This window comes from Pseudomonas sp. LBUM1645 (assembly GCF_059716185.1).
In genome coordinates this window covers 2,094,026-2,115,423 of record NZ_CP166811.1, presented here as the reverse complement: position 1 = coordinate 2,115,423, position 21,398 = coordinate 2,094,026, and the positions used below count along the sequence as shown (strand labels likewise).

The 21,398-nt window shown below is 53.3% G+C and carries 16 protein-coding genes and 1 pseudogene; 7 read left to right on the top strand and 10 right to left on the bottom strand.

The window, feature by feature from the left end; translation table 11 throughout:
- The first annotated feature begins 233 nt into the window (after positions 1-233).
- A complete protein-coding gene (locus tag ACA079_RS09335) occupies positions 234-2,195 on the top strand; it encodes an oxidoreductase (protein WP_497633586.1) in 1,962 nt (653 codons plus the stop codon).
- 178 nt (positions 2,196-2,373) lie between these two features.
- Positions 2,374-2,970, top strand: a complete 597-nt coding sequence (locus ACA079_RS09330; RefSeq protein ID WP_497633585.1) for a cupin domain-containing protein — start codon at positions 2,374-2,376, stop codon at positions 2,968-2,970.
- 299 nt (positions 2,971-3,269) lie between these two features.
- On the opposite strand, the gene ACA079_RS09325 is transcribed toward ACA079_RS09330, so the two are convergent.
- The 4 genes from ACA079_RS09325 to ACA079_RS09310 all read right to left on the bottom strand — a co-directional run bounded on the left by ACA079_RS09325 (position 3,270) and on the right by ACA079_RS09310 (position 8,396).
- Positions 3,270-4,067 (bottom strand): transporter substrate-binding domain-containing protein, encoded by a 798-nt coding sequence (locus ACA079_RS09325; protein WP_497633584.1) that lies wholly within the window; start codon positions 4,065-4,067, stop codon positions 3,270-3,272.
- Between the two features lie 73 nt (positions 4,068-4,140).
- On the bottom strand, positions 4,141-5,427 hold the full coding sequence (locus ACA079_RS09320; RefSeq protein ID WP_497634646.1) for an NAD(P)/FAD-dependent oxidoreductase: 1,287 nt from the start codon (positions 5,425-5,427) through the stop codon (positions 4,141-4,143).
- Positions 5,315-6,985: an FAD-dependent oxidoreductase gene (locus tag ACA079_RS09315; protein ID WP_497633582.1), complete on the bottom strand. Its 1,671-nt coding sequence runs from the start codon at positions 6,983-6,985 to the stop codon at positions 5,315-5,317. The genes ACA079_RS09320 and ACA079_RS09315 overlap by 113 nt, the downstream gene beginning before the upstream one ends.
- A gap of 64 nt (positions 6,986-7,049) precedes the next feature.
- On the bottom strand, positions 7,050-8,396 hold the full coding sequence (locus ACA079_RS09310; RefSeq protein WP_497633580.1) for an NAD(P)/FAD-dependent oxidoreductase: 1,347 nt from the start codon (positions 8,394-8,396) through the stop codon (positions 7,050-7,052).
- 127 nt (positions 8,397-8,523) lie between these two features.
- Here ACA079_RS09310 and ACA079_RS09305 point away from each other — a divergent pair, with 127 nt between their 5' ends.
- Positions 8,524-9,414 carry a LysR substrate-binding domain-containing protein gene (locus ACA079_RS09305; RefSeq protein WP_497633578.1) on the top strand — a complete coding sequence of 297 codons (891 nt, stop codon included), beginning with the start codon at positions 8,524-8,526 and terminating at the stop codon, positions 9,412-9,414.
- Positions 9,415-9,619: 205 nt separating this feature from the next.
- On the opposite strand, the gene ACA079_RS09300 is transcribed toward ACA079_RS09305, so the two are convergent.
- The 6 genes and pseudogenes from ACA079_RS09300 to ACA079_RS09275 all read right to left on the bottom strand — a co-directional run bounded on the left by ACA079_RS09300 (position 9,620) and on the right by ACA079_RS09275 (position 13,629).
- Positions 9,620-9,808, bottom strand: coding sequence for a hypothetical protein (locus ACA079_RS09300; RefSeq protein WP_497634645.1), 189 nt, complete (start codon positions 9,806-9,808; stop codon positions 9,620-9,622).
- Between the two features lie 545 nt (positions 9,809-10,353).
- Positions 10,354-10,572, bottom strand: a complete 219-nt coding sequence (locus ACA079_RS09295; protein WP_497633577.1) for a BPSL0761 family protein — start codon at positions 10,570-10,572, stop codon at positions 10,354-10,356.
- Positions 10,573-11,031: 459 nt separating this feature from the next.
- Positions 11,032-11,135 (bottom strand): annotated as a pseudogene (locus tag ACA079_RS09290) (hypothetical protein); the annotation flags it as partial.
- A gap of 136 nt (positions 11,136-11,271) precedes the next feature.
- A complete protein-coding gene (locus ACA079_RS09285; RefSeq protein ID WP_497634644.1) occupies positions 11,272-11,499 on the bottom strand; it encodes a BPSL0761 family protein in 228 nt (75 codons plus the stop codon).
- A 179-nt stretch (positions 11,500-11,678) separates the two neighbouring features.
- Positions 11,679-12,461 carry an SIR2 family NAD-dependent protein deacylase gene (locus ACA079_RS09280; RefSeq protein ID WP_497703294.1) on the bottom strand — a complete coding sequence of 261 codons (783 nt, stop codon included), beginning with the start codon at positions 12,459-12,461 and terminating at the stop codon, positions 11,679-11,681.
- A gap of 751 nt (positions 12,462-13,212) precedes the next feature.
- On the bottom strand, positions 13,213-13,629 hold the full coding sequence (locus ACA079_RS09275; protein ID WP_497633574.1) for a hypothetical protein: 417 nt from the start codon (positions 13,627-13,629) through the stop codon (positions 13,213-13,215).
- A 2,344-nt stretch (positions 13,630-15,973) separates the two neighbouring features.
- Between ACA079_RS09275 and ACA079_RS09270 the strand changes: the two genes are divergently transcribed.
- The 4 genes from ACA079_RS09270 to ACA079_RS09255 all read left to right on the top strand — a co-directional run bounded on the left by ACA079_RS09270 (position 15,974) and on the right by ACA079_RS09255 (position 21,350).
- Positions 15,974-16,660: a hypothetical protein gene (locus ACA079_RS09270; RefSeq protein WP_497633573.1), complete on the top strand. Its 687-nt coding sequence runs from the start codon at positions 15,974-15,976 to the stop codon at positions 16,658-16,660.
- Positions 16,602-18,437 carry a TnsB C-terminal domain-containing protein gene (locus tag ACA079_RS09265; protein ID WP_497633571.1) on the top strand — a complete coding sequence of 612 codons (1,836 nt, stop codon included), beginning with the start codon at positions 16,602-16,604 and terminating at the stop codon, positions 18,435-18,437. The genes ACA079_RS09270 and ACA079_RS09265 overlap by 59 nt, the downstream gene beginning before the upstream one ends.
- Positions 18,427-19,356 carry a TniB family NTP-binding protein gene (locus ACA079_RS09260; protein ID WP_497633570.1) on the top strand — a complete coding sequence of 310 codons (930 nt, stop codon included), beginning with the start codon at positions 18,427-18,429 and terminating at the stop codon, positions 19,354-19,356. Before ACA079_RS09265 ends, ACA079_RS09260 begins: the two co-directional genes overlap by 11 nt.
- A gap of 506 nt (positions 19,357-19,862) precedes the next feature.
- Positions 19,863-21,350 (top strand): hypothetical protein, encoded by a 1,488-nt coding sequence (locus tag ACA079_RS09255; RefSeq protein WP_497633568.1) that lies wholly within the window; start codon positions 19,863-19,865, stop codon positions 21,348-21,350.
- The last annotated feature ends 48 nt before the right edge of the window (positions 21,351-21,398 follow it).

The following is a 21,398-nucleotide window of genomic DNA, read 5'->3' as shown; positions in this document are numbered from 1 at the left end:
GCTCCTGGATTCAATCACGGGGCCCGCGTTGTATTTACGAGCTGAACGACTGTACAGCAAGAGTGTGGTCAGTCTCCAGTCAGTCTTTTTCCAGCTCTTCGCCATGGTTAAACATAACTGCTGCGCGCCAAAGTAAAAAAACAAGTTGATTTTTTACTGTGGGTAAATTTTTATAGGGTAATAATAACAACGACCCGACCTTTCGGCGTCAGCCTGCCTGGAGTACCTGCCCCATGTCGACCTCGAAACCTGCTTTTACCCACCTGTTCGAACCCTTGCAGATACGAGGCAAGCGCCTGAAAAACCGCATTATGTCCAGCGGTCACGACACCTCGATGCCCACTGATAATCTGGTCAACGAGCAGTTGATCGCCTATCACCGTGCGCGTGCCGAAGGCGGTGCCGGGCTGATCGTGTTGCAAGTGGCAGGCGTGCATGACAGCGCGCGGTACACCTCTCATGTGCTGATGGCCACCGACGACGCCTGCATCGAGGGCTATCGCAAACTGGCGCAAACCTGCCACGCCCACGGCACCTTGGTGCTGTCGCAAGTGTTCCATCCGGGGCGGGAAATCATGGAGTCCAGCGATGGTTTGCTGGCCGTGGCCTACTCCGCCTCGGCGGTGCCCAATGAGCGTTTCAGGGTGATGCCACGAGCGCTGGATCAGACGATGATCGACGAGATTGTCGCCGGCTATGCCGCTGCCGCCCGGCGTCTGCATCAGGCCGGGATCGATGGCGTCGAAGTGGTTGCCAGCCACGGCTATCTGCCGGCGCAATTCATCAACCCACGGGTCAATCGCCGTACAGATGGCTACAACGGTGAACTGGAACAGCGCCTGCGCTTTTTGTGTGAAATCATCGCCGCCATCCGTGCCGCGACCGATGAGCAGTTCATCATCGGCCTGCGCATCTCGGCAGACGAACGTGACCCTGAAGGCCTCACCGAAAACGAATCACTCGCCGCCGTGCAGTCGCTGCAAGCGCAACTGGATTATGTGCACATCGTCGCCGGCACCTCGGCGTCGCTGGGTGGCGCGGTGCACATCGTGCCGCCGATGGCGATTGAAGCGGCTTACTTGGCCAAGGAGGCCGGGACGTTCAAGGCCAGCCTGAACATTCCATTGTTCGTCACCGGTCGCATCAACCAGCCCCAGGAAGCCGAGCTGATCATCGCCCGTGGGCAAGCCGATGTGTGTGGCATGACCCGGGCGCTGATCTGCGACCCGCAAATGCCGAACAAGACCGACACCGGCCACGTCGAAGACGTGCGCGCGTGCATTGCGTGCAATCAGGCGTGCATCGGGCACTTCCACAAGGGCTTGCCGATTTCCTGTATCCAGCACCCGGAAACCGGTCGTGAGCTGATCTTTGGCCAGCGGCAACCGGCGACAAACCGCAAACGCATCATGATTGCCGGCGGTGGTCCCGCCGGGATGAAAGCGGCTGCTGTGGCGGCGCAACGCGGCCATCATGTAACGCTGTACGAAGCCAGTTCGCAACTCGGTGGTCAGGTATTGCTCGCGCAATTGCTGCCACGGCGCAGCGAGTTCGGCGGTGCCAGCACCAACCTGCAACGGGAAATGGAGTTGGCCGGGGTGCGCGTGGTGCGCAACACCCGGGTCGACCGCGCTTTGGTGGAACAGGAAAAACCGGACATGGTGATTGTCGCCACCGGTGCTGAGCCGTACTGGCCGCACTTCGAACGCGGCGGCGAACTGCAGGTGGTGGATGCCTGGCAGGTGCTGCGCGACGAGGTGCAAATCGGCCGCTCCGTGGTGGTAGTAGACTGGCGTTGCGACTGGATCGGCCCCGGCATAGCCGAGCGCCTGACCCGCGCCGGGCATCAGGTGCAACTGGCGGTCAACGGCACCCATTGCGGGGAAAACCTGCCGCTGTACGTGCGCGATCAACTGGCTGGCGAATTGCACAAACTCGGTATTCCGATCACGCCGTATGCGCGGTTGTACGGTTGCGATGACAACACCGTCTACTTGCAACACACCGCCAGCGGTGAGCCGATGCTGCTGGAAAACATCGATACCCTGGTGCTGTGCCAGGGGCATCAGCCAGTGGACATGCTGGGCGCCGAGTTGCAAGGGCTGGTGGAGTTTCGGCGCATCGGCGATTGCCTGGCACCGCGCACCGCTGAAGAAGCGATATACGAAGGATTGAAAGTCGCGTGGGAGCTTTAGGGCTGTTTATACTCCGGGACTTTGACGGCTAACACCAAACCTGTGGGAGCGAGCCTGCTCGCGAAAGGGTCGCCAGCTTCAACATCAACGTTGACTGACACACCGTTTTCGCGAGCAGGCTCGCTCCCACAGGGATTGTGCAAATTAACTTAAGCCCCTTCCCGGTTCGGAAATCACCATGAGCAACAACAGCACGACGCAGTCCGCAACCGGTATCGCCGAACAACACTTTCTCGGCACACGCATTCGCAGCCTGCGCAAACGTCGGGGCATGACCCTGACGGAACTGGCTAACTTGAGCGAGCTGACCGCCGGCTACATCAGCCAACTGGAACGCAACCTCGCCTATCCGTCGATCCCGGCGCTGTTCAATATCGCCCGCAGCCTCGGGGTGACCATCCAGTGGTTCTTCGCCAGCGAAGCCAACACCAATCCCGAAGACGACGGTGTGGTGGTGCGCAAAAACAGTCGCCTGAGCGTGCATTACGAGGACGGTATCGTCGACCAGTTGCTGACCCCGCCGCCCAACCGTCAGCTGGAAATGCTCCACTCGCGCTTCCCGCCGGGCACGTACAGCCAGCAAAGCTACAGCCACGAAGGTGAAGAAGCCGGTTATCTGTTGTCGGGCAGTTTCGAGTTGTGGGTGGGCGAGCGCTATTTTCAGCTCAACGAAGGCGATAGTTTCAGTTTCTCCAGCCAGGAACAGCACCGCTACGGCAACCCCGGCGATGTGGATGCGGTGGTGATCTGGGTAATTACCCCGCCGACCTTCTAACCGCGCCTGCACCCCGGCTGAGTGACGCTCGCGCGCTTGAGGATGTCGCTTGGCAATTCCTTGAACAGCGTGTGCAAGCTGCTGGAGAAATCCAGGGAGCCCAGGTTCACTTCAATTTCATCGTCGGCGCGTACGAATACAGCTGAACCGCAGCAGTCCTTTCAAGCGCGGATAGCGACACCCTCAAAAAGCGGCGCGGTCAGTCATGCAAGGTTCGACTGACCGCGTTCTGCCGTAAGCGCTAGCTCGACGAGCCCGACCCGCCGAGCAAGTTTCACACAGACTTCTTTATTCAGACTTCATTGTGGCCAAAGATCGATCGGGAAGTACTTTTGCGATATTTGCGTGTACTTGCCCGATTCATGCAATTGCGTGAGCGCCTGGTCGATTCGCGCCTTGAGTGCGGTGTCACTCTTGCGCATACCCGCCCCTACTCCAAGACCATATTGCAACGGGTCCATCTTGACGCTGCCCGTCCCTTTTTCTTCGAACGCCGCCCCGTCCTTGGACTCCAGAAATGCTATGTCGCCGAGTTTGTCGAGGAACATGACGTCGATACGGCCAGCCACCAAATCAGCATTGCAGTCGTCCTGCGTATTGTAAATGCGGATTTCCGAGGTTTTGCCGTAAGCGGTCCGGATGAACTCGGCGTTAGTCGTCGAGCCCTGCACGCCGATTGCTTTACCTTTCAGACCTTCAGGTGTGAGCGTCGGATTGACGTCTTTCGCGGCGACGAAAATTCCCGACGTCTCATAATAAGGACGCGAGAAAGCAATGACCTTCTGACGTTCCGGGCTGATCCCCATCGAGTTGAAGAGCACGTCGAACTTGTTGGCGATCAGCGCCGGAATAATGCCGTCCCATGCCACCTCCTTGATTTCGCACTCGGCTTTCATCTGCTCGCAGAGCGCACGGATGAGGTCGGGCTCGAAGCCGGTGAATTGCCCGGTGGGTGTCTTGACCAGAAACGGCGGATAAGGCTCCGCGGCAACACCAAAACGCAGCTTATCCTGCGCTGCACTGGCGGGGGCCGTAAAGGAACACAACGTCAGACCGAGAGAGGCCAGCAAAGTGAGATTGCGGAGCATTCGTTTCATGGTCGATCCTTTTTATTATGGAGGAAAGGTGGAAACAGTTCGGTCCGATTGCGTGCGGATTAAATAAATCTTTCTACGCCCCGGATGCTGGTAACGGCAACCATCCCTGGATGGCTTGCCAGTCAGACTCTAGGGACGCAAAACGTGAGAGCGAGCAAACGGACAGGTCGGCGAAACTGCATGTCCCGTCGACGACGAGATCGCGAATGGCATGACCAGTCGCCGGCGAGAGTCCGAAACCGACACCGGACATGGTCGCGACGGTGACGTTATCCAGCCCGGCGGGACGATCGATGACGGGGCGACCGTCCGGCGTGTTTTCGATGAACCCTGCCCAACTGCGAATCACGCGTTTGTGAGCGATCTTGGGGAACAGCTCAGCGAGCCGTTTGGCGATATTGCATTGCAGGGGTGTCGACTGCGCACGAGTGTCGCGCAGATCGGCGAGATCGACCCATTCGTGCGGTCCACCACCATATGCCAGGTTACCGCGCAGGGTTTGCCGTCCATACAAACCATTGCCATCCACACCGCCGACCTCGATCAACGGCAGCGGTTCGGTCACGATCATTTCGGCGCGCGCGGTGACCAGCGGAATATCTACGCCGATTTTAGCCGCCAATTCACCAGTATGCGGGCCTGCGGCAATCACCAGGTGGTCGCAGGTGATCAGGTCTTGTGCAGTGCGCACGCCAGTCACCCGGTCGCCGTCCCGGACGATTTCGACGACGGGGGCGTGCTCGAGAACGCGCCCGCCGAGGTTCTGCAGTGCCCACGCATAGGCCTGCAGGGTGCGGTGCGGGTTGGCGTGGCCGCCGAAATGGTAGTAGTAGCCAGCCAGCACGTTATCGCCGGCAAAGGGCACGAGTTCCCGAACCTGCTGGGGGTCCAGCTCGTCGACGCGCAATCCGTAGTAAGCGGCTTCATTCACGACTTTTTTATCGAGCGAAATCTGGTGTTCATCGAGATCGATACTGATGCGATCCGGGCGATACTCGGTCGGATAACCGAGCAGTTCGTCCATCATCGGCCAGAGACGCTGTTCTTCGAGAAAGAGCGGACTGTGGTGATGCGAGCATCCGCCTCCGTTACGGCCCGAGGCGCCCCAGCCAATCAAGCCTGCTTCGAGAACAAGCACATCGATACCATCGCGTGCCAGCCACCAGGCGGCGCTCAATCCGGTCACGCCGCCACCGACGATGACAACGGACGCACGGGTGGACGATTTCTTAAGTCCCTGCATGGTGTCAGCCCTCATTATGCGGTGGGTTGGTTGGACGGGCGGTGTCTTGGGGGCGCTTGGCGACGGTCTGCTGCCCGGTGCACAGCCAGAACGGCGTCCACTGCGACGGCATGTCAAACCATGCATCCCAGCGGCTGCGCATCTGCGCCGTTTCCTCGATCTGACCAGCCTGTTGCAGTGACAACGGGCGCACAGGCGGACGAAACGAGGCCAGAGCAATGTCGTCGACACTCACGCCCGCGCCGATGCCGAGCAAGGTCGCCACCTGTTCGCGGCAACGACGTCCCTGACACGGGCCCATGCAAGCCCGAGTGAGACGCTTTGTCACATCCGGGTTGGGCGAGCCGTTTTGCTGCGCCGTCATCGCGTTTTCCAACGCTTCATCGGCGGGTGTCCAGTCAAGATAACGCGGCGGCTGGAGCGCCAGAATTTCGCTGGCCGTCACCTCTTCACACAGACAAACGAAAGGTTCGTTCTGTGCATGAACGGTGGACGCGCGCACCCAGGCCGTGCGACTGGCGGCAACATCGCAGACAGGTTCGTCGGGTATCGGCCTCTCGCCGATCTGAACGTTGTCGCTCTGAGCGATGTCGGCGCCCAGCGCGACAAGCGCGGTGTGCGCGGCGATCCGGCCTTCGCGCCGGGAAATGTTGTCATCGAGGCTTTTCGACGCCCAGACGCCGGCGCAGTCGCCGGCCACCAAAACGAATGGCAACGACGTGCGCAGCAAAGAATCCGTGTCGGGGACGTGGCCACCGCGTTCGGCCTGGAATGACGTGCTACAGCCTGTTGCCTCGACCAGTTCGATCGCGGGAATGGCTGCCACGCCAAGCAGCACGGTGTCGCATTCGATCTCCTTCGAAGATCCGTGGACGTGGCTGCCCGCCGTGTCGACAGCGACAGCGGTAATGCGTTTGACGCCGAATGCATCCCCGGCCGTCTCGCGAATGACATGCCCCGTCAAAACCTGAGCGCCTTGCTCGACAAGCAGGTGGAGCAGCGCTGGATCGCCGATCACCTGGCCGGCCTGTTCAATGATCGCTGCAATATGCACGCCCTTGCCGATCAGCGCATGGGCCGACACCAGTGCTTGCGTATCACTGCCAACCAGCACGGCGTGTTTGCATTCCAGCGCCTCGTAAACAGTCGCAAGGCGATGAGCGGCGCTGACGCCCATTACGCCAGGGCGATCCCAACCGTCAAACGCGAGGCCCATGTCGCGCCTTCCGGCGGCGACGATCACCTGCTTGAAGCGCAGCAGCCAGGCGTTCTGGTCATCGGCGAGGCCAGCAACGGCGCCGTCGATCCACGCCGCGGTGGGTCGTTGTGGAAACAGGCCCCATACCGCCGTGCCGAGTCGCACGTCGACACCGGCTTCAAGCGCCTCGGAAATTTCCGGGTGGGCATCAAGAAGGGTCTGCAGCACGCTATTGCGATTGGAAACCGCAGCGCCCATCCTTCCTCCGAAATGCAGCGGCACCTCTTCGCCCATGGTTTCAATGGGGACCGGGTTTTCGTCAACCAGGGTGACGCGCAGGCCATGGCCGGCGGCGGTCAATGCAGCAGCGAGCCCGGCCGGGCCCGCACCTACGATGAGAATATCGGTTTCGTCGCTGATCGGCGGGGCTTTGCCTGCCACTGAGGCGGGATCGTAGTAGATGTCTTGTGTGGTCACCGTGTTTCCCCCGTGAGGTATGCGCGTGAGCGCTGGCGCATGAGCGTTGGCATGTGGATATCGACTAGAACAGCGAAGAAGGCGGCTTGACGTCGCCTTCGGCGAATCGCGACAGACGGAGCTGGTGCATATCCAGTCCCGGATCGCCAGAGTCAATCCAGTCAGCCAGGGTCTTACCCACGATTGGGCCCATGGCAAAACCGTGGCCGCAGAATCCGGTGGCTACGGCCAAGCCGCGCGGCGACGTGTGTGCGTCGATGACGGGAATGCCATCCGGCAAGACATCGATGGTGCCAGCCCAGCGATTGACGATCTGAGTATCCACCTGCCCGGGGAACGCGTCCTTGAGCGCGGCCATGGCCGTTCCGAGCCCCCTGTTATTCGGTGGGATAAGGGGATTGCGCTGGTGAATCCCCGCGCCCAGCCGCGACGATTCCGACCACGGCATGCGCTGGTGCAGATCCGTCAGGCACGCACCGTTCAGATTGAAGCGAAACGATTTTCGATGCGCCCAAAGCGAAGGTGCATACCAATGCAGTGCGCGCAGATGGCCGAGCGTCATGTCGACGTCGACATGGGCGTCGTCGGCGATGTTGAAGCTGCCATCCAGCCTTTGCCGGAAGCCCACGCCGTTTGCGATCGTAGAAATTCCGCTCAGCGTTGGCCCGGACGTGGTCCGCGCCACCGTTCCCCGCACCAGCTGCTGCGGCAGTGAAATGCCGAGCATCTTCAGCAGGCGGAACGTCGTGACACCAGCGGCGCACACCACCGTTTTCGCCTTCACGTAGCCCCGCTCGGTTTCAATGCCCACGACCTGGCCGGCGGCGACGTCGATGCCTTTGGCACCACAGTTTTCGACGATGTGCGCGCCAAGCTCGCGGGCACGCATCGCGAAGGCGCGAGCCACGAGTGTGGGCTCCGCTTGACCGTCACTGGCGGTGAACAAGCCACCCATTTGCGGAACGGCGTAACCCGGCAGTTTTTTAACCACCTCGCGCGGCGAAAGCATCACGGTATCCACCGAAAAGCTGCGCGCGACGCTCAGCCACGATTCGTATCCGTCACGTTCGGCCTCATTGCCCGCGACGAAAAGACAGCCGTCGTTGCGCCATCCAAGGTCGGTCTGGAGTTCGTGCTCAAGCGAGCGCCAGATCTCGATGCTGGCTTGCATCAGTGGCAATTCGGCTTCGTCACGCGATTGCTGGCGAACAAAACCCCACGCGCGAGACGATTGCTGACCGGCGATCACGCTTTTATCGAGGAGAAGAACCTTCGCGCCCGCTTTGCCAAGGTAATACGCGCACGCACAACCCATCAGACCGCCACCTATGATCGCCACGTCGACTTCACGAGGCAGAGGGTTGTCCCGGGACGCCAACACGTTGGCCAATGCCGCTTCTGGAATGTTCATGAGGAAAACCGTCAGTTGAGAATGACGCGTAGCGCGGCGTCTTTATTTCAGCTAAGAATGTGCCCCGATCCGTTGAAAGAACAGTGATGTATCTGCATTAATCCCATGTTAGGAGCGCATAGAAAACATGAGTCGCCAATTGCCATCCATCGAGCTTTTGCAGGCATTTCTGACGGTTGCGAAGATGGGAAACTTCGGCAAGGCCGGTGAGCAGCTCAACCTGAGCCAGAGCGCGGTCAGCCGGCAGGTCGCGCAACTGGAGGCGCGTCTGGAAACCCGCCTGTTCGAGCGCCACACGCGCAAGATCGTGCTCACTGACGAAGGCAAATCACTGGTGCCGGTTGCCGAACAGGTCATCGGCCTACTGTCGGATGCATCGCACATGCTCGCAACAGTGGGAAGAAGTGTCAGCCTGCGCGCGCATCCGACCATGGCGGCGCGGTGGCTGATTCCTCGGCTTTCGGCCTTCTATCGCCTGCATCCGGAGGTGACCGTCAGTGTCGACACGGTGTATCACCGTTTTCCAGACTTTGCGTTTGAATCGATCGACGCCATGATCGCGTATGGCACAGCCACATGGCCCGACTTCGAAGCGCTGGAACTGTGGGAAGAGCAACTGATTCCGGTGTGCTCGCCGGTATTGCTCGCCGGGACAACCCCGGAAGAAGTACTCAAGACCGCTCGGCTCGTGGACTCGAGCATGGATCGCCTAGACTGGCGCCGATGGGAAGAATACTACCCTGGTTCAACCGGCCCCGATAACTCACATCTGACGTTTGATACACTGGAGTCCGCCATCGTCGCCGTGAAATGTGGTCAGGGCATAGCGCTCGTCGACGCCGTTCTCACACGCGATGAGTTGCTCGCTCAGCAACTGGTGCGAGTGCATTCTGGCAGCATCATTACCGGCGGACGCTACACGCTGGTCTATCCAAAGCGGGTGAAGCGCTCAAGCGGCTTTTCCGAGTTCCTCGACTGGCTGGAGCAAGAGCGGCCGGTGCCGGGTGCGATGAATTGAGTCGCCTTTTCCAAGCAGACTTGCACGGCTGCTGGCCAATCCAGGGACAGGAATTAATGTGCTGGCAGGGAGATGCCCCCAAACAGTTTTTTCATCTCGGACTGGATATAGCCGACGTATTCTTCTTTATGATCCACCACTAAAACTTGTATTTTGACGACATTCTCGGGGCTGGCGCCTGACGCTTAAGAGTCGCGACAGGCAGCTATGGGTTTCCGGTCAGTCGTGAAAGACATAAGCTCACCTCTGTGAGTGTGTGCCTCGCCCTACCCTGATCAGGCTGGACCTCCCCACCCAAGGGCCTGAAGGACACGACGAACTTGATTGCCCCTATCTCAGTTTCGCAGAGCATGATCGGTGCAGTCCCACCGAGCGCTTTATTCGGTGTCGACATCCAACGTGTGGCAGTCACTTGTGTCTCAAATATCTCCTCTGCCAGGTGACTGACCGTAGCAATTATGTCCAAATGCTCGGAGGCGACAGGATCAAGGTTCTTGTGCTCGCGCCGCCGTCTTTCAAGGGTCGACATTGATGCATTGAGCAACGTTTCCAGGTGGCGGTCTTGAAGGTCGAAGGCCAAGCGAAAAGCAAGGATGAGGTCAGCGGGAAACACGACTTTTTTTGCTGCAGCCTCTCCGAATCCGTCAGCGACTCTTGATCGGAACTGAATCGCCAAAAGGCAGCGATGCCCTCCTCTCGGGACACAGCTTTCTTTTTTGCCGGACGTCGAGTCGCAGGTGAAGTGCCCATCAAACGTCCTCCCAATGATTTCCCATCCAATGGAATATGAGCTAACGCCGGTCTAATCGGAACTGCCCCATTGAGCGCCAGTGGAAATCCATAACGCTCTAGGTCGATAAGGCGAGGGAGCCATTTACCCTATACGTATCAATGGCTCAGGATCAGCGGCTTTTGGCCGAGGATGAGTAGCCAAGGCGGCTAATCAATACTTGAGCTCAGGAACGGCTCGGTCAATCGGTCGACCCTTCGCTCTTCGAGCTGCCCTGCCCGCAGGATCTCGTTTGCATGGGGATAATGCCGTAACAGCTGGCGGGCCTGACGGCGAATGGACTCTGCAAGCGCGGGATCTTGCGCAAGCTCGACCAGAAGGTCTCGAGTCTGAATCAGCGCTCGCGTGCGCTCGCTCGGCATCGTCATGTTTTCCTCCTCTCAAGAACCGTGCACGGGCTGGCCGCGCTGAGCTTGAAGGCTGCCGACGAAATTTTTTCCACCGTCAATTGCCTCAAGCCTACACCGAAAACAAGATTGCACATTGACGCAATCGCCGGGATCCGCACGGGCTTTTCGTGGAACACTCCCCTCACCGCCCCCCGGCGTACCGCCATTCGAGCTAGCACGCACCAAAATCGCCATAAGGTTTGAGAAATCTTGGTTTCTCACACCTGTTTAAACGCTCTCGTCAAGGGTGAATTGGCCTTGTTGTACAGCTGTAAAAACGTAGGCCGTAGCGCAGTACGAAATCATCGCCGCGCTGTAATGTTGAGTCATGCGGGTGGCGCCGCCAGTCACCGAACGGCGCATCGGCGTCCACGCACCGCATGGCGGTGTGCACATCGTACCAGCCACCATAAGCGCCGCACGGAACTCCGATCAACACCCTTCAAACCCAAGTGCACCCAGATCGAGGTCATCGACGAAAACGTCGACTACCTGCGCTGGTCTTCTTCGGCAACGTAATAATCCAGGCACCTCAGCACCAAGGCGACCTGCGTCCGAGTCTCACCTTAGATGAATCGCTTGATGATCGTCCCCACCATGATCTAGACGATCATAAGATTGAGCAGTTTCAGACGTTTTCATACAGCGTGGGTCGGAAGTGCCTGCGGTGATTGGCTGCTACCAGTCTTCAGTTGAGGAGCAAAAAACGGGTCCAAATGTACCTATCCCTAATTTTTTCGCTTGCTCTTCAATTCGGCCAGCCTGGAGAACATCATGCTTAGTGGGAAAGTGGCGTAAAAGGAAATGAGCGTTTTGTCTAACGCGTTCGGGCACTTCTGTGTCGCGAGCAAGTTCCTCCAAGAAAGCATGAGTTTGTGCGACGGACCTGCTCCGTTCAAATGGCATCGTCATTTAAGCCTCCACGCGTTTAGGTCGTCAGTCCAATACAAAGCGACCAGATTCGGCCACATATAATCACTCTATAATTCCCTATAAACCTTTTTCGTAAGCGTCCGCCAACACACCTTACTGACGTCTGTAGGGGTCTAATGGGCAGATCAGATACGCGTGTTCGAAACGCAGCTTCAAAGTTCAAGCTTCCTGGACTTACCCGTCTCTATCCTTTCGAGCAGCATCGACAGCACTTCGGCGGCAGCCCCCATCAGCATGAACTCCCTCGGTTCACTCATTGCAACGTCAACCTTGTTCACATGAATGACCGAAGCTCCAGACGCCAACGCAAGGTCGGGAAGGCCTGCGGCAGGCATGACGATCCCGGAGGTACCAATTGAGATCAGCAGATCGCAATCCTTCACCAAGTGCACTGCAGTGTTCCAAGACTGGGCTGGCAAATCCTCTCCATACCAGACCACCGCGGGACGCATTTTGCCGTTACAACGTTGACACCTAGGAGGCTCGATCAGAGCACCCTCATCCGGCACTGCTGACGGATCTGGTGACACAACCGTGGGCCGATGGCAGGCGAAGCACTTGGGCATTGCCAAACTGCCATGCAAATGCACCACATTTAACGAGCCTGCTCGCTCATGGAGGTCGTCAATATTTTGGGTGATAACAGACACCTGGCGCTGATAGTTAGCCATGCGCGGTATTGCAAGATGTGCGGCATTGGGCTCTGCTTGAGCAACGCGGAGACGCCGCCACAGATACCATCCCCACACCAATGCGGGGTTCTCCCGAAAGGCCTTGGCCGTCTCTAAATCCCTAGGATCGTATCCTGCCCAGATACCAGACAGTTTTTCGCGGTACGTGGGAATGCCGCTATCGGCGGAGATGCCAGCGCCGGTGAAAAAGACTACCTTCCTGGCCTTCTGCAGTGCGTCTACCGCTTGCTCTATGACCGTCATGGTAACAATCTTCCCGCTTTACGCTTCAAGGAGTTGCGGCTGAGCATTGTTGATGCGTGGGCGCGGCTCTCTGCGTTGTGTTGATATCGGATGTGTAGAGTGCATGGCCGTAACTTCTAAACGGATGACCATTTGAACAAAGACCGCAAGCAGTCGGCATACTCCAGCGTCGCACAGATATTGGTCGCCAACGACGGGCCGGAGATAGGTTTATTGATCCGGTGTACACCGCCGATCGAGCGAGCCTGGAACTGGCCGCCGAATCGGTCAAAGCGATCTGGCGCGAAACGTCTCCCATTCCCAGGACTAGATGATTTGCCAGCCTCAGCAATGAGGCTGAGGAAAACCGGAACGACAAAAGCGATCAAACCGATTACACCGATCAGCAGTGGATACTCATGACGTCTCGTTAAGCCCAGTTTCTGAAAAACGCTTCACGCGAGCTACCCTTCCGATCCTCAGTGGCCGTTTTCCACAAGCAGCAGCTGGCAGTTGATTCCATCGGAGGCCGGCACGACCTGCTACGCTTTTCTCTTCAGGGAGGAAATACCATGCCCTCCTCAGGCCTGCTGCCTTCTCTGTTGTCCAAGCTCAATGAAAATTAACTCGCCCTGGAAGCTGCCATCCTAGAACTTTCAAACTGGGTAGAGCAACGTGGTGCAGTTGAAGTCGCGGATAACATACGCGGCACCCTGGTGGCGATCGACCGAAATAAAGAACTCATAAAGATGCCCCTCGCGGTACTGCTGACTTACGGTTTTCGACGACGAGTGCCGCGAGGCGGGAGATCCGTACCTACTCCCGCCAGCTGGCCGGGTGGTTCCAGGCTTTCATCGCGATGGCGCAAGTTATTGATCAGCCGCTCATCGAGTGCACCGAATCCCAAAGTGATTTCCTCCGCCTCTGACTCAACGTCCTCGGCGTGCGGAGCCAAGTAGCCAGGGCTGAGCAAATAATGCGAAAGCACTTTGTGCTGGGGATATCGATTCTCAAAAAGCTGTAACAACCCATTGAAAATTTCTTCCCCGACGGGTGTCCCCGCAACCCGCCGAATTACGAATTCGGCGATGGCCAGCCGCACCTCGATCTCACTCGAGTTGAGCGGAAGCTCCTCTGCGGTTTCTTCAAACCACTGGTAACTACCGTATCTCAGAGGCTGATCAGACATCTTCGGACACCCGCCGCGAGTGGAACGCCATGATGAGCAAGACCGTACACCCACGTCCGGCCAATCGTTATCAGGTGGCCGTCATTAGATCAATGCGGCAGCGAAGTCCAACATACTTCAAGCGGGAGGCCAATGAAACCACCGGAATCCTGTGTACGCCCGCGGGAGGATCGCGGCATTAAATACGGCAACAAGCACAGGATAACTACGTCGAAGTCCGTCGCCAGAGTGGACGCTCCTGCCAGACCCCTCCTCAGCCATTCAGCCGTCGAGGCCTCCTTTGAGTCTGGCCCAGCTCAAGGCTAGACGCGTCCTCTCATGACGCATCCGGTTTTCCCTTCAGCTCGAAACAGGCATTAAACGACGAAAAAGGCCACTTCACAGGCACGCAAACACCGTGAGGGCGTGCGGCTTAAGCATCCGTCGACCACCTATTTACCGCGCGGCGGATAGACAGCGGCATACTTTTGCAAGGTGTCGTATTATTGTATGTAACTAATCGTCTGCCGATGCTGGAGTATTAAACGCCCAATCGGCATCAAAACTTCTTGAAAATTAAGCCTAGGTTATAAGTAAAGCCGTCACGGAGGCGAATTTGGGCGAGGGTCTACACCAGGAATAATCGCTGGTTACCCATCAAATGATACCGAATTTTCGGCTATTTTCCCGATAAACGATCATCACACGGGGTAACATGCCATTATCCCGTGTCAGTACCTCTAGCAAACAGGTGTATAATTTTCAGCTTTGTATAGTGTAATTACGTGCTACGTAATACAGTTCAAAAAAGTGGGCTGCATGGCATAATGACACCGACCAGCCCTAATGCGAAAATCGGACATATTGCAGATCTAACGTAAGTACCAAGTGAATGGCGCCATGTCCGTCGACCAAACCGAAATTGGATCCAAAGAAATTTAAACATGTTAAATCCTTGCCATATCGCCGGCACATAAACATGTCGAACTTCGCGCGTTGCTAACCATCGCTACTCTCGACCAATATGGAACAAAGTGGCGTGAGTTCACTGATGACTAAATACGGACTTAAAGTTTTTAATCCCAAGGAAACTAACAGCTCAGCAGATACAATCGATGGGCACGGCAGATCAATGCGTAGCAACATCAAAGATTTTCTCGCCCAAACAACAAAGCAGTAATGGAATGAATAGCGGCGTTACAAAACAGAAAGAAACCAGGCAGCTGTCTTATCAAATACCTAAGAGAAAGTAATAACTAAAGACCCACCCCCCCATTAACTATTGAGCCATAGAGCGCAGCGCACGACGATTTACAAGCAGTTTACAACGCGCACAGTCATAACAAACATAATCCATACATTCTCCTCTTAGCTGAGCCTTCATGCATATTCCGCTAACAACTTTAGAGCGAAATGATTCAGGAGTATGCACGACAACCACAAAAGCCCGGTACATTACAAAATAAAATTAAGCGATAACCAAAACACACATACCTACTGAGTAGCGACCTTGTATCAGCCAACAAAAAATAGCGAGACAGTGAGCGAAATTCGATATGTCGTAAACACACTAAGCTCTGGCACTTAAAACATGGGAATCGGCGAAGCAGACATCTGCAACAACCAGCTGCAGGAAGCATCTCTCACTAACGGGGGTACCGGAGGCATAGGTTGCATCCGAACCCTTGATTGATCCGAGCAAAACACGTCAATGATTACCAGGTGTTGCCCCCCCAGCGGAACAACATCGGGCGCCTTTGAAGCATGAGCCCATACGAAGCCGCTCATCAGCAGGTCCAGCAACGCCAGTCAAACATGTGCCACTATCTCCTTGGAGAGTGTCAACACCCTGGTGAAACGCTCGAAATCGGAGCTCGGATCGATGCACGTTAGGCCTCGAGATGGTAGAACCGATTTACCAACTAAGGTAAATTATTTACCAACTAAGGTAAACATCAGTTTACGTAACAGCTTCTATTTACAACATATTTAACAGAGCAACACCCTTCATCGCTTACTTATAGAAAAATGGAACAATAAGGTTTACCTTTACCCTAGCGCTCAACACTCAAAATGGAGCGTCGCTGAAGAAAACAGTGCGACCTCGCCACCATGCAAGCCACCGAGCACCCACACTCTCCGCTTGGATATCAGCGAGTGAAAATTTTTGATAAATGAGAGATTTTAATAAGATCGCAATCGATTACCGCTCTTTCCAAAATAGCGACAGGTTGCAATAAGTAGAATTTATTGAATTTTTTTGATCTAGAACACTAGCGAAGAACATTTAGATATTTCATGCCAGTTGACTTTCAGAAACAGGCCCACCACTTAGCCACAACTAGGAGAAACAAGGAGGTGTTTGATGCATACTTTCCAAACCCTCAACGAACTACCAAAGAAGTCTTACTTTGGTAAACATTCTGTTTATTTCCCCTCTCAGAAGAACCAGAGACAAATCGTTTGCGATAGCATGCTGGAAGCCGATTATTGCATTCTCCTTGAGTTTGACCCCATAGTGGAATGCTATAATGCTTGTCCCGGCGTGTTTAAAATATGCGTCAAGGAGGAAATTCAGGACTACACACCTGACTTTCTAGTAGAAACTTCCGAATTACTATATTACACCGAAGTCAAAGCAAACTTCGAAAAGCTCTCTAGCCGGGTCAAGACCAAACTGTGTGCCGCCAGTCACTACTTCAGTAGCATGGGTCATTCATTAAGATTTGCCGACGAAAGCACCATTCGTAAAGGCGAAATACTGAGAAACTTAAAGTTCTTGTATCTTCACTCTTTTAACGTAGGCAAAGATGAACTCGGCGACTGCGCTAGACAACTGAAAGCGATCACTTATCCGATTAGGCTGGGAGATCTGTTTGCAGTGTGTAACAGACCTAGCACACGCTCCATTTACAAAGCAATGTTCGACCAAAGTTTGACTTTCAACTTAAACAAACGGATAACATTGAACACCCTACTTGAGGGTCGAAAAGATGGACACAACCACTCCGAAAATTGGTGCACAGTATACACTCGACAGCCAAGTGTATGAGGTTATTTCGATTGTAGACGATACGATCTCTCTGTGCTCGCTAGTTCATCACTATCACCGCTATCTTGACTTTGACTCATTTGCCTCAATGGAACAGAAAGGAGTTTTAGTCCAACACCAACGAGCGCCCGCTGATTTGAGCGAGGCCTCACAATTAGTTTCGTTACCCGCCAAACAACAGGAGCATTTCAGATATCGCCTTAAATACATTGAGGCGTGTAACAAAGTATTGAAAGGTCGATTACCGAAAGATGCCACCAAGGCATTGATAGGACGCATAGCTGATAAAATTGGCGACCTGCACGCTCCCAGCGTCTCATCAGTGTGGAGGTGGACTCACAATTACCGCATGAGTAATCGAAACCCCTTTTCATTACTCAAACGCTATGGCTCAAAACGGGTAAAACGAACTGCCCACCTTGTGGAAGAACTCATTACCCACTACATCAAAACCTCTTACCTGCAACGAGAATGCCCTACCGTAATGCACTCATATAAATTGTTAGAGTCACATATAACAGTTGAAAATAACCGCCGAACCAACTTTGAAAGTTTAGCTCTTGAAATTCCGTCGTACGCAACTTTTAGACGTAGAATATTAGCGATGGACCGCTTTCTAGTGACCCGTAAACGACAGGGCTTGAAAGCTGCGCAGCGGCTCCATAAGTTTGGCGGGCATTTATATGTCGATAATGATCTTAACGCCAACGTTCAATATGACACCTTGACCATGAATGTTAATGTAATCGATCAGCAAGGCAACTGTATCGGTCGTCCTATCTTTTCAGCGTTATTCAACCCTGCATGTCGAGAGTGCCCAGGCTATGATATAGACATAGGTGCGCCCTGCGCAGAAAAAACCATTCGGGCGGCGATCCGCGCAATTATTAGGGACGGTAAATATGCAAGTGTCACTACCGATCACGGCCCGGAAGTTTTTAACAACTGGGTCCAAAATACGTTCAATACGCTAGGTATTGTTATCGATTATGTCCCCGTAGGGGATCCCGATGCCAAAGCGTTCATCGAACGCTTTTTTGGCACAGTTAATACTAGTTTTTGCAACAACCTGCCAGGCACCACTAAAAGTAACCACCTCACGCTAGGTGACTATCCCTCCGAAGATCGCGCCTGCATGACACTTGACGAGCTGCGCAGCGCCTTTGACGCGTGGCTGGAGGTATATCACAACACCTATCATGAGGGTCTAGGTACCAGCCCCGCAAAAAAACGCGAAGAATTGGAAAAGCTGTCTCCACCCGCTGAGCGCTATTCCGCAGACGATCTTCAACAACTTTGCTTAAGCACGTGGCGGTTGAGAATCTCTCGAGGCAGGGTGCAATCAAAACACTTGTTTTGGACAGGGCCTGGCTTACCCGAAGTTGCCGAACGGCTGTCGGCTCAACAAAAAGCCTTTGTTTATTTTAATCCTTGCGACCTTGGCACAGTATGGGTGGCCCATCCCGATACTCCTAAAGATTGGCACCCGGCATACGCGACTCGCAGTGGCTATCAGAATGGTTTAACCCTCTCCGATCATGAACGAGTCTTGCAGGCATTCAAAGATGAAAAACGAGATTTTGATGGCAGTAAAGCCTCCCAGAAAATGTATGAACTTAACCAGTTGATAGAATCTTACAAAAGTAAATCGCACAAAGAAAAAACCGCACAAAAAAAACGGACTACACCATCGCTACCATCACAACATTCACTAACTATATTTGACTCTACAGACTACCCCACATTTTTTTTAAAGGGTGGTTCCAATGAACAGTGAAGCGCAATCAAAACTATTGCGGTTTAAGTCATTCACAATTGCACACCCGCAATTTCGAGAGGCATTGAATACAATCAACCGCTCAATACAAGCTACCAAACTTAGGGGTGAACCTAGCTGCGCATTGTTACTTGGCGAACCAGGCACAGGTAAAACCCGTGTATGCGACCATGTAATCGCTAAACTGGATCAAGCTTCGACACTGAAAGTTAAGGGGGGACTCCAAGAACTTTATCCTTCAATCTATTGCATCATTCCTAACAACGTCACAATCAAAGGAGTAGTCGTCGCCTTACTTCAGTGCTTCCAAACAGACAGCACTTACCAACCTATGTGGGCCCTAGAAAATCGGCTGAGGGCATTATTAACCAGTTGCCAAACGGAGCTCATATTTTTGGATGAACTCCAACACCTTTTACGACGAGGTGCTATACGGACACAAGAAAGCGTTTGTGATTGGATAAAAGTATTAACTGATTTATTTAGGGGAGAAGTTATTTTAGTCGGCACACCAGTATGTGAGGAAATCATTAAATACCACTCCGCATTATCTGGTCGTTTCCCACATATTGCACGTCTAAATCCATTCACACTTGGCTCTCCCGAGGAGTACAACGATCTTGTTAGGCTCATCCGAGCATTTTCTATCGAAATCGCCAGGACGATGGAGTTCAAAAAAATGCCTGCATTAACCGATGAAAAAATGGTGTTAGCACTATACGCTCTCACGGGCGGGAACATGCGTTCAATACGCACTCTGCTGTATGAAGCATTAACTGATGCCTTAGAACGTGATGACCAAAATTTATTGTCATCTGACTTTTCAATCACCGCAGACCGTATCAACTTTACAACGCGAGTTACAAAAAAAAACCCTTATGAAATGTCTCTCGCTCAACTTAGGAAAGCCTTATATTAATCGGTGCCTCCATGTTTCGCCTATGTCACACGCCCATACCTGAGCAAGATGAAAGCGCGATCAGCATGTTACTCCGCACGGCAGCATGCAATGGCTTCAACAATCTTGATGTCTTTAATCGGGCCTTCAAATTGAAGCTACATGGCGATGTTTCTCGTCTATGGCAAGGCTCCCCAACTCACAACCTTTTTACGCGTCACGAAAGGTTAACACTGGAAGATAAAGAGCTAATTAATCGTGCGTTTCATGTATTAAGGCGGGAGGGGTCTCGGTATTTTATTAGCATCGACGGTGTACTTTACCCTGCGTCTATGCTACGGGTTAAATTGGCACTATGCCCGTCTTGCATCCGCGCTGGTTATCTCAACAAAATGCACACTTTTCGTTGGTCCGACGTTTGCCCAATGCACAATGAAAATTATATTCATACATGCCCCCAATGCAGCACCCCTCTTAACTGGTTGAAACTTGCCGATTACTACTGCGAGTGTGGCTTTGATCTACGCATGACCCCCACTACTGTTGTGCACGATCACTTCAGTAAAATCATTGATTGTGCCATGCATGAGAACAATGCGGCTTTTTTTGACCTGCTTATGTCTTGTATGAATGCACTTAGATTTTTGTCCACCACCAATAATCGCTCATTTCTCATGGAGATCTGCGTTAATATTGCCAACGGAAAAAAAACTGCATTTTTTAACGAAATTATTAAATTACAGGAGCAATTTCCTTCTTTACATCGTCGTGCCCTGCTTGCCCCTTTTATCCTCAGTCAAGATACAACTCTAAGCAAATATGGTATGGAGTTTCTTTTCTCCTCTCAGCAGGCGAGACCCATTAGGCACCCTACCGGATGCTGTTGCAGCGATTTACTCTTCGACGAAAAAGAACTTAAATTCGTATTTTCAACCGAACAAAACGTTACACAGTTAAAATCTGAACAACGCTGCATTTACGCTAACGAATACGCACAATCAGCACTGTACAATTGCCCGGACATGTGCGAATCTTTGATGCATCATGATGCTGTTACCTGGGATAAAATTACTAAACCTACGACCATATCACCAGAATTCAAGCTACTTAACACCAACGAAACCGCCGAATTACTACACACTACTCCAGCTAGAGTTCGAAGACTTCTAAAGTCCGGACTACTAAAAACAGTAGTTCTTCATAAGTTTGAAGGATTTTTTACGCCATTATCCTCAGTCAGGCAGTTTAATGAGAAATACATCCTAAAATCTGAAATCCGCTCCAGAACCACATTACACGCCAAAGTAATTGATTACTTACTTTCAAATTGTGCCCCTATGAGAATAGGTTCCCCCCCGTACGTAACGAACATCCCGGTATACCGTCGAGACCATCTACCAAAGATGCTATTAAATGCGATGAACGATGTGGCAGCTAACATTATAAAACAACCGCTTGGACCAAATAACTTGGTAAATTTTGCGGAAACAGCCAAGTTATTACGCGTCAACGTTAAAGATATCAAACCAATGATTGCCTGTGGCCTGCTTAAATTATCTCATGCTCTACCTTCACGCGGATCAGTCGGGCGTGAGTATTGCACCGGTGATAGTTTAGAAGCAGCGACTATTTGGCGCAACAATCACCACTCACTGAAGGAAGTAGCACTAAAAGCAAAGTGCAGCCAACATTTAATTTATACAAGATTTATTTCAAGTGGATTCGCAAAATTTACTGAATTTAGGTGTAATCATTTTGTCTCAAATGAAACTTTAAATAAAATAAAAGCTCACTATAAAAAATATACCACACTTAATTTTCTTTGCGCAGAAACAGGATGCACTGTTAAAGCAATTTCCAGTTTGATTGCCACCAATAAAGTCCATGCACTCACCGAGTCCGACCCTGATTATATAAAAGGACAAATTGTTGTGAGTCGAACTCAAGCAAAACAAGCGATTGCGAATTTTTACTCCAAGCGCCCTTTGAGAGTTGTGATTAAACATCATAACTAGAATACCTATAACACCCGTTGCAATTTTCCCTCTCCTTCCGCTCTGCAC

Coding starts and splice junctions, on each gene's coding strand:
- ACA079_RS09260 (WP_497633570.1), top strand. CDS start 18,427: ATGAACAGTGAAGCGCAATCAAAACTATTGCGGTTTAAGTCATTCACA.
- ACA079_RS09295 (WP_497633577.1), bottom strand. CDS start 10,572: ATGACGATGCCGAGCGAGCGCACGCGAGCGCTGATTCAGACTCGAGAC.
- ACA079_RS09275 (WP_497633574.1), bottom strand. CDS start 13,629: ATGTCTGATCAGCCTCTGAGATACGGTAGTTACCAGTGGTTTGAAGAA.
- ACA079_RS09325 (WP_497633584.1), bottom strand. CDS start 4,067: ATGAAACGAATGCTCCGCAATCTCACTTTGCTGGCCTCTCTCGGTCTG.
- ACA079_RS09300 (WP_497634645.1), bottom strand. CDS start 9,808: ATGTCGACACCGAATAAAGCGCTCGGTGGGACTGCACCGATCATGCTC.
- ACA079_RS09305 (WP_497633578.1), top strand. CDS start 8,524: ATGAGTCGCCAATTGCCATCCATCGAGCTTTTGCAGGCATTTCTGACG.
- ACA079_RS09255 (WP_497633568.1), top strand. CDS start 19,863: ATGACCCCCACTACTGTTGTGCACGATCACTTCAGTAAAATCATTGAT.
- ACA079_RS09330 (WP_497633585.1), top strand. CDS start 2,374: ATGAGCAACAACAGCACGACGCAGTCCGCAACCGGTATCGCCGAACAA.
- ACA079_RS09285 (WP_497634644.1), bottom strand. CDS start 11,499: ATGCCATTTGAACGGAGCAGGTCCGTCGCACAAACTCATGCTTTCTTG.
- ACA079_RS09335 (WP_497633586.1), top strand. CDS start 234: ATGTCGACCTCGAAACCTGCTTTTACCCACCTGTTCGAACCCTTGCAG.
- ACA079_RS09310 (WP_497633580.1), bottom strand. CDS start 8,396: ATGAACATTCCAGAAGCGGCATTGGCCAACGTGTTGGCGTCCCGGGAC.
- ACA079_RS09265 (WP_497633571.1), top strand. CDS start 16,602: ATGGACACAACCACTCCGAAAATTGGTGCACAGTATACACTCGACAGC.
- ACA079_RS09280 (WP_497703294.1), bottom strand. CDS start 12,461: ATGACGGTCATAGAGCAAGCGGTAGACGCACTGCAGAAGGCCAGGAAG.
- ACA079_RS09270 (WP_497633573.1), top strand. CDS start 15,974: ATGCATACTTTCCAAACCCTCAACGAACTACCAAAGAAGTCTTACTTT.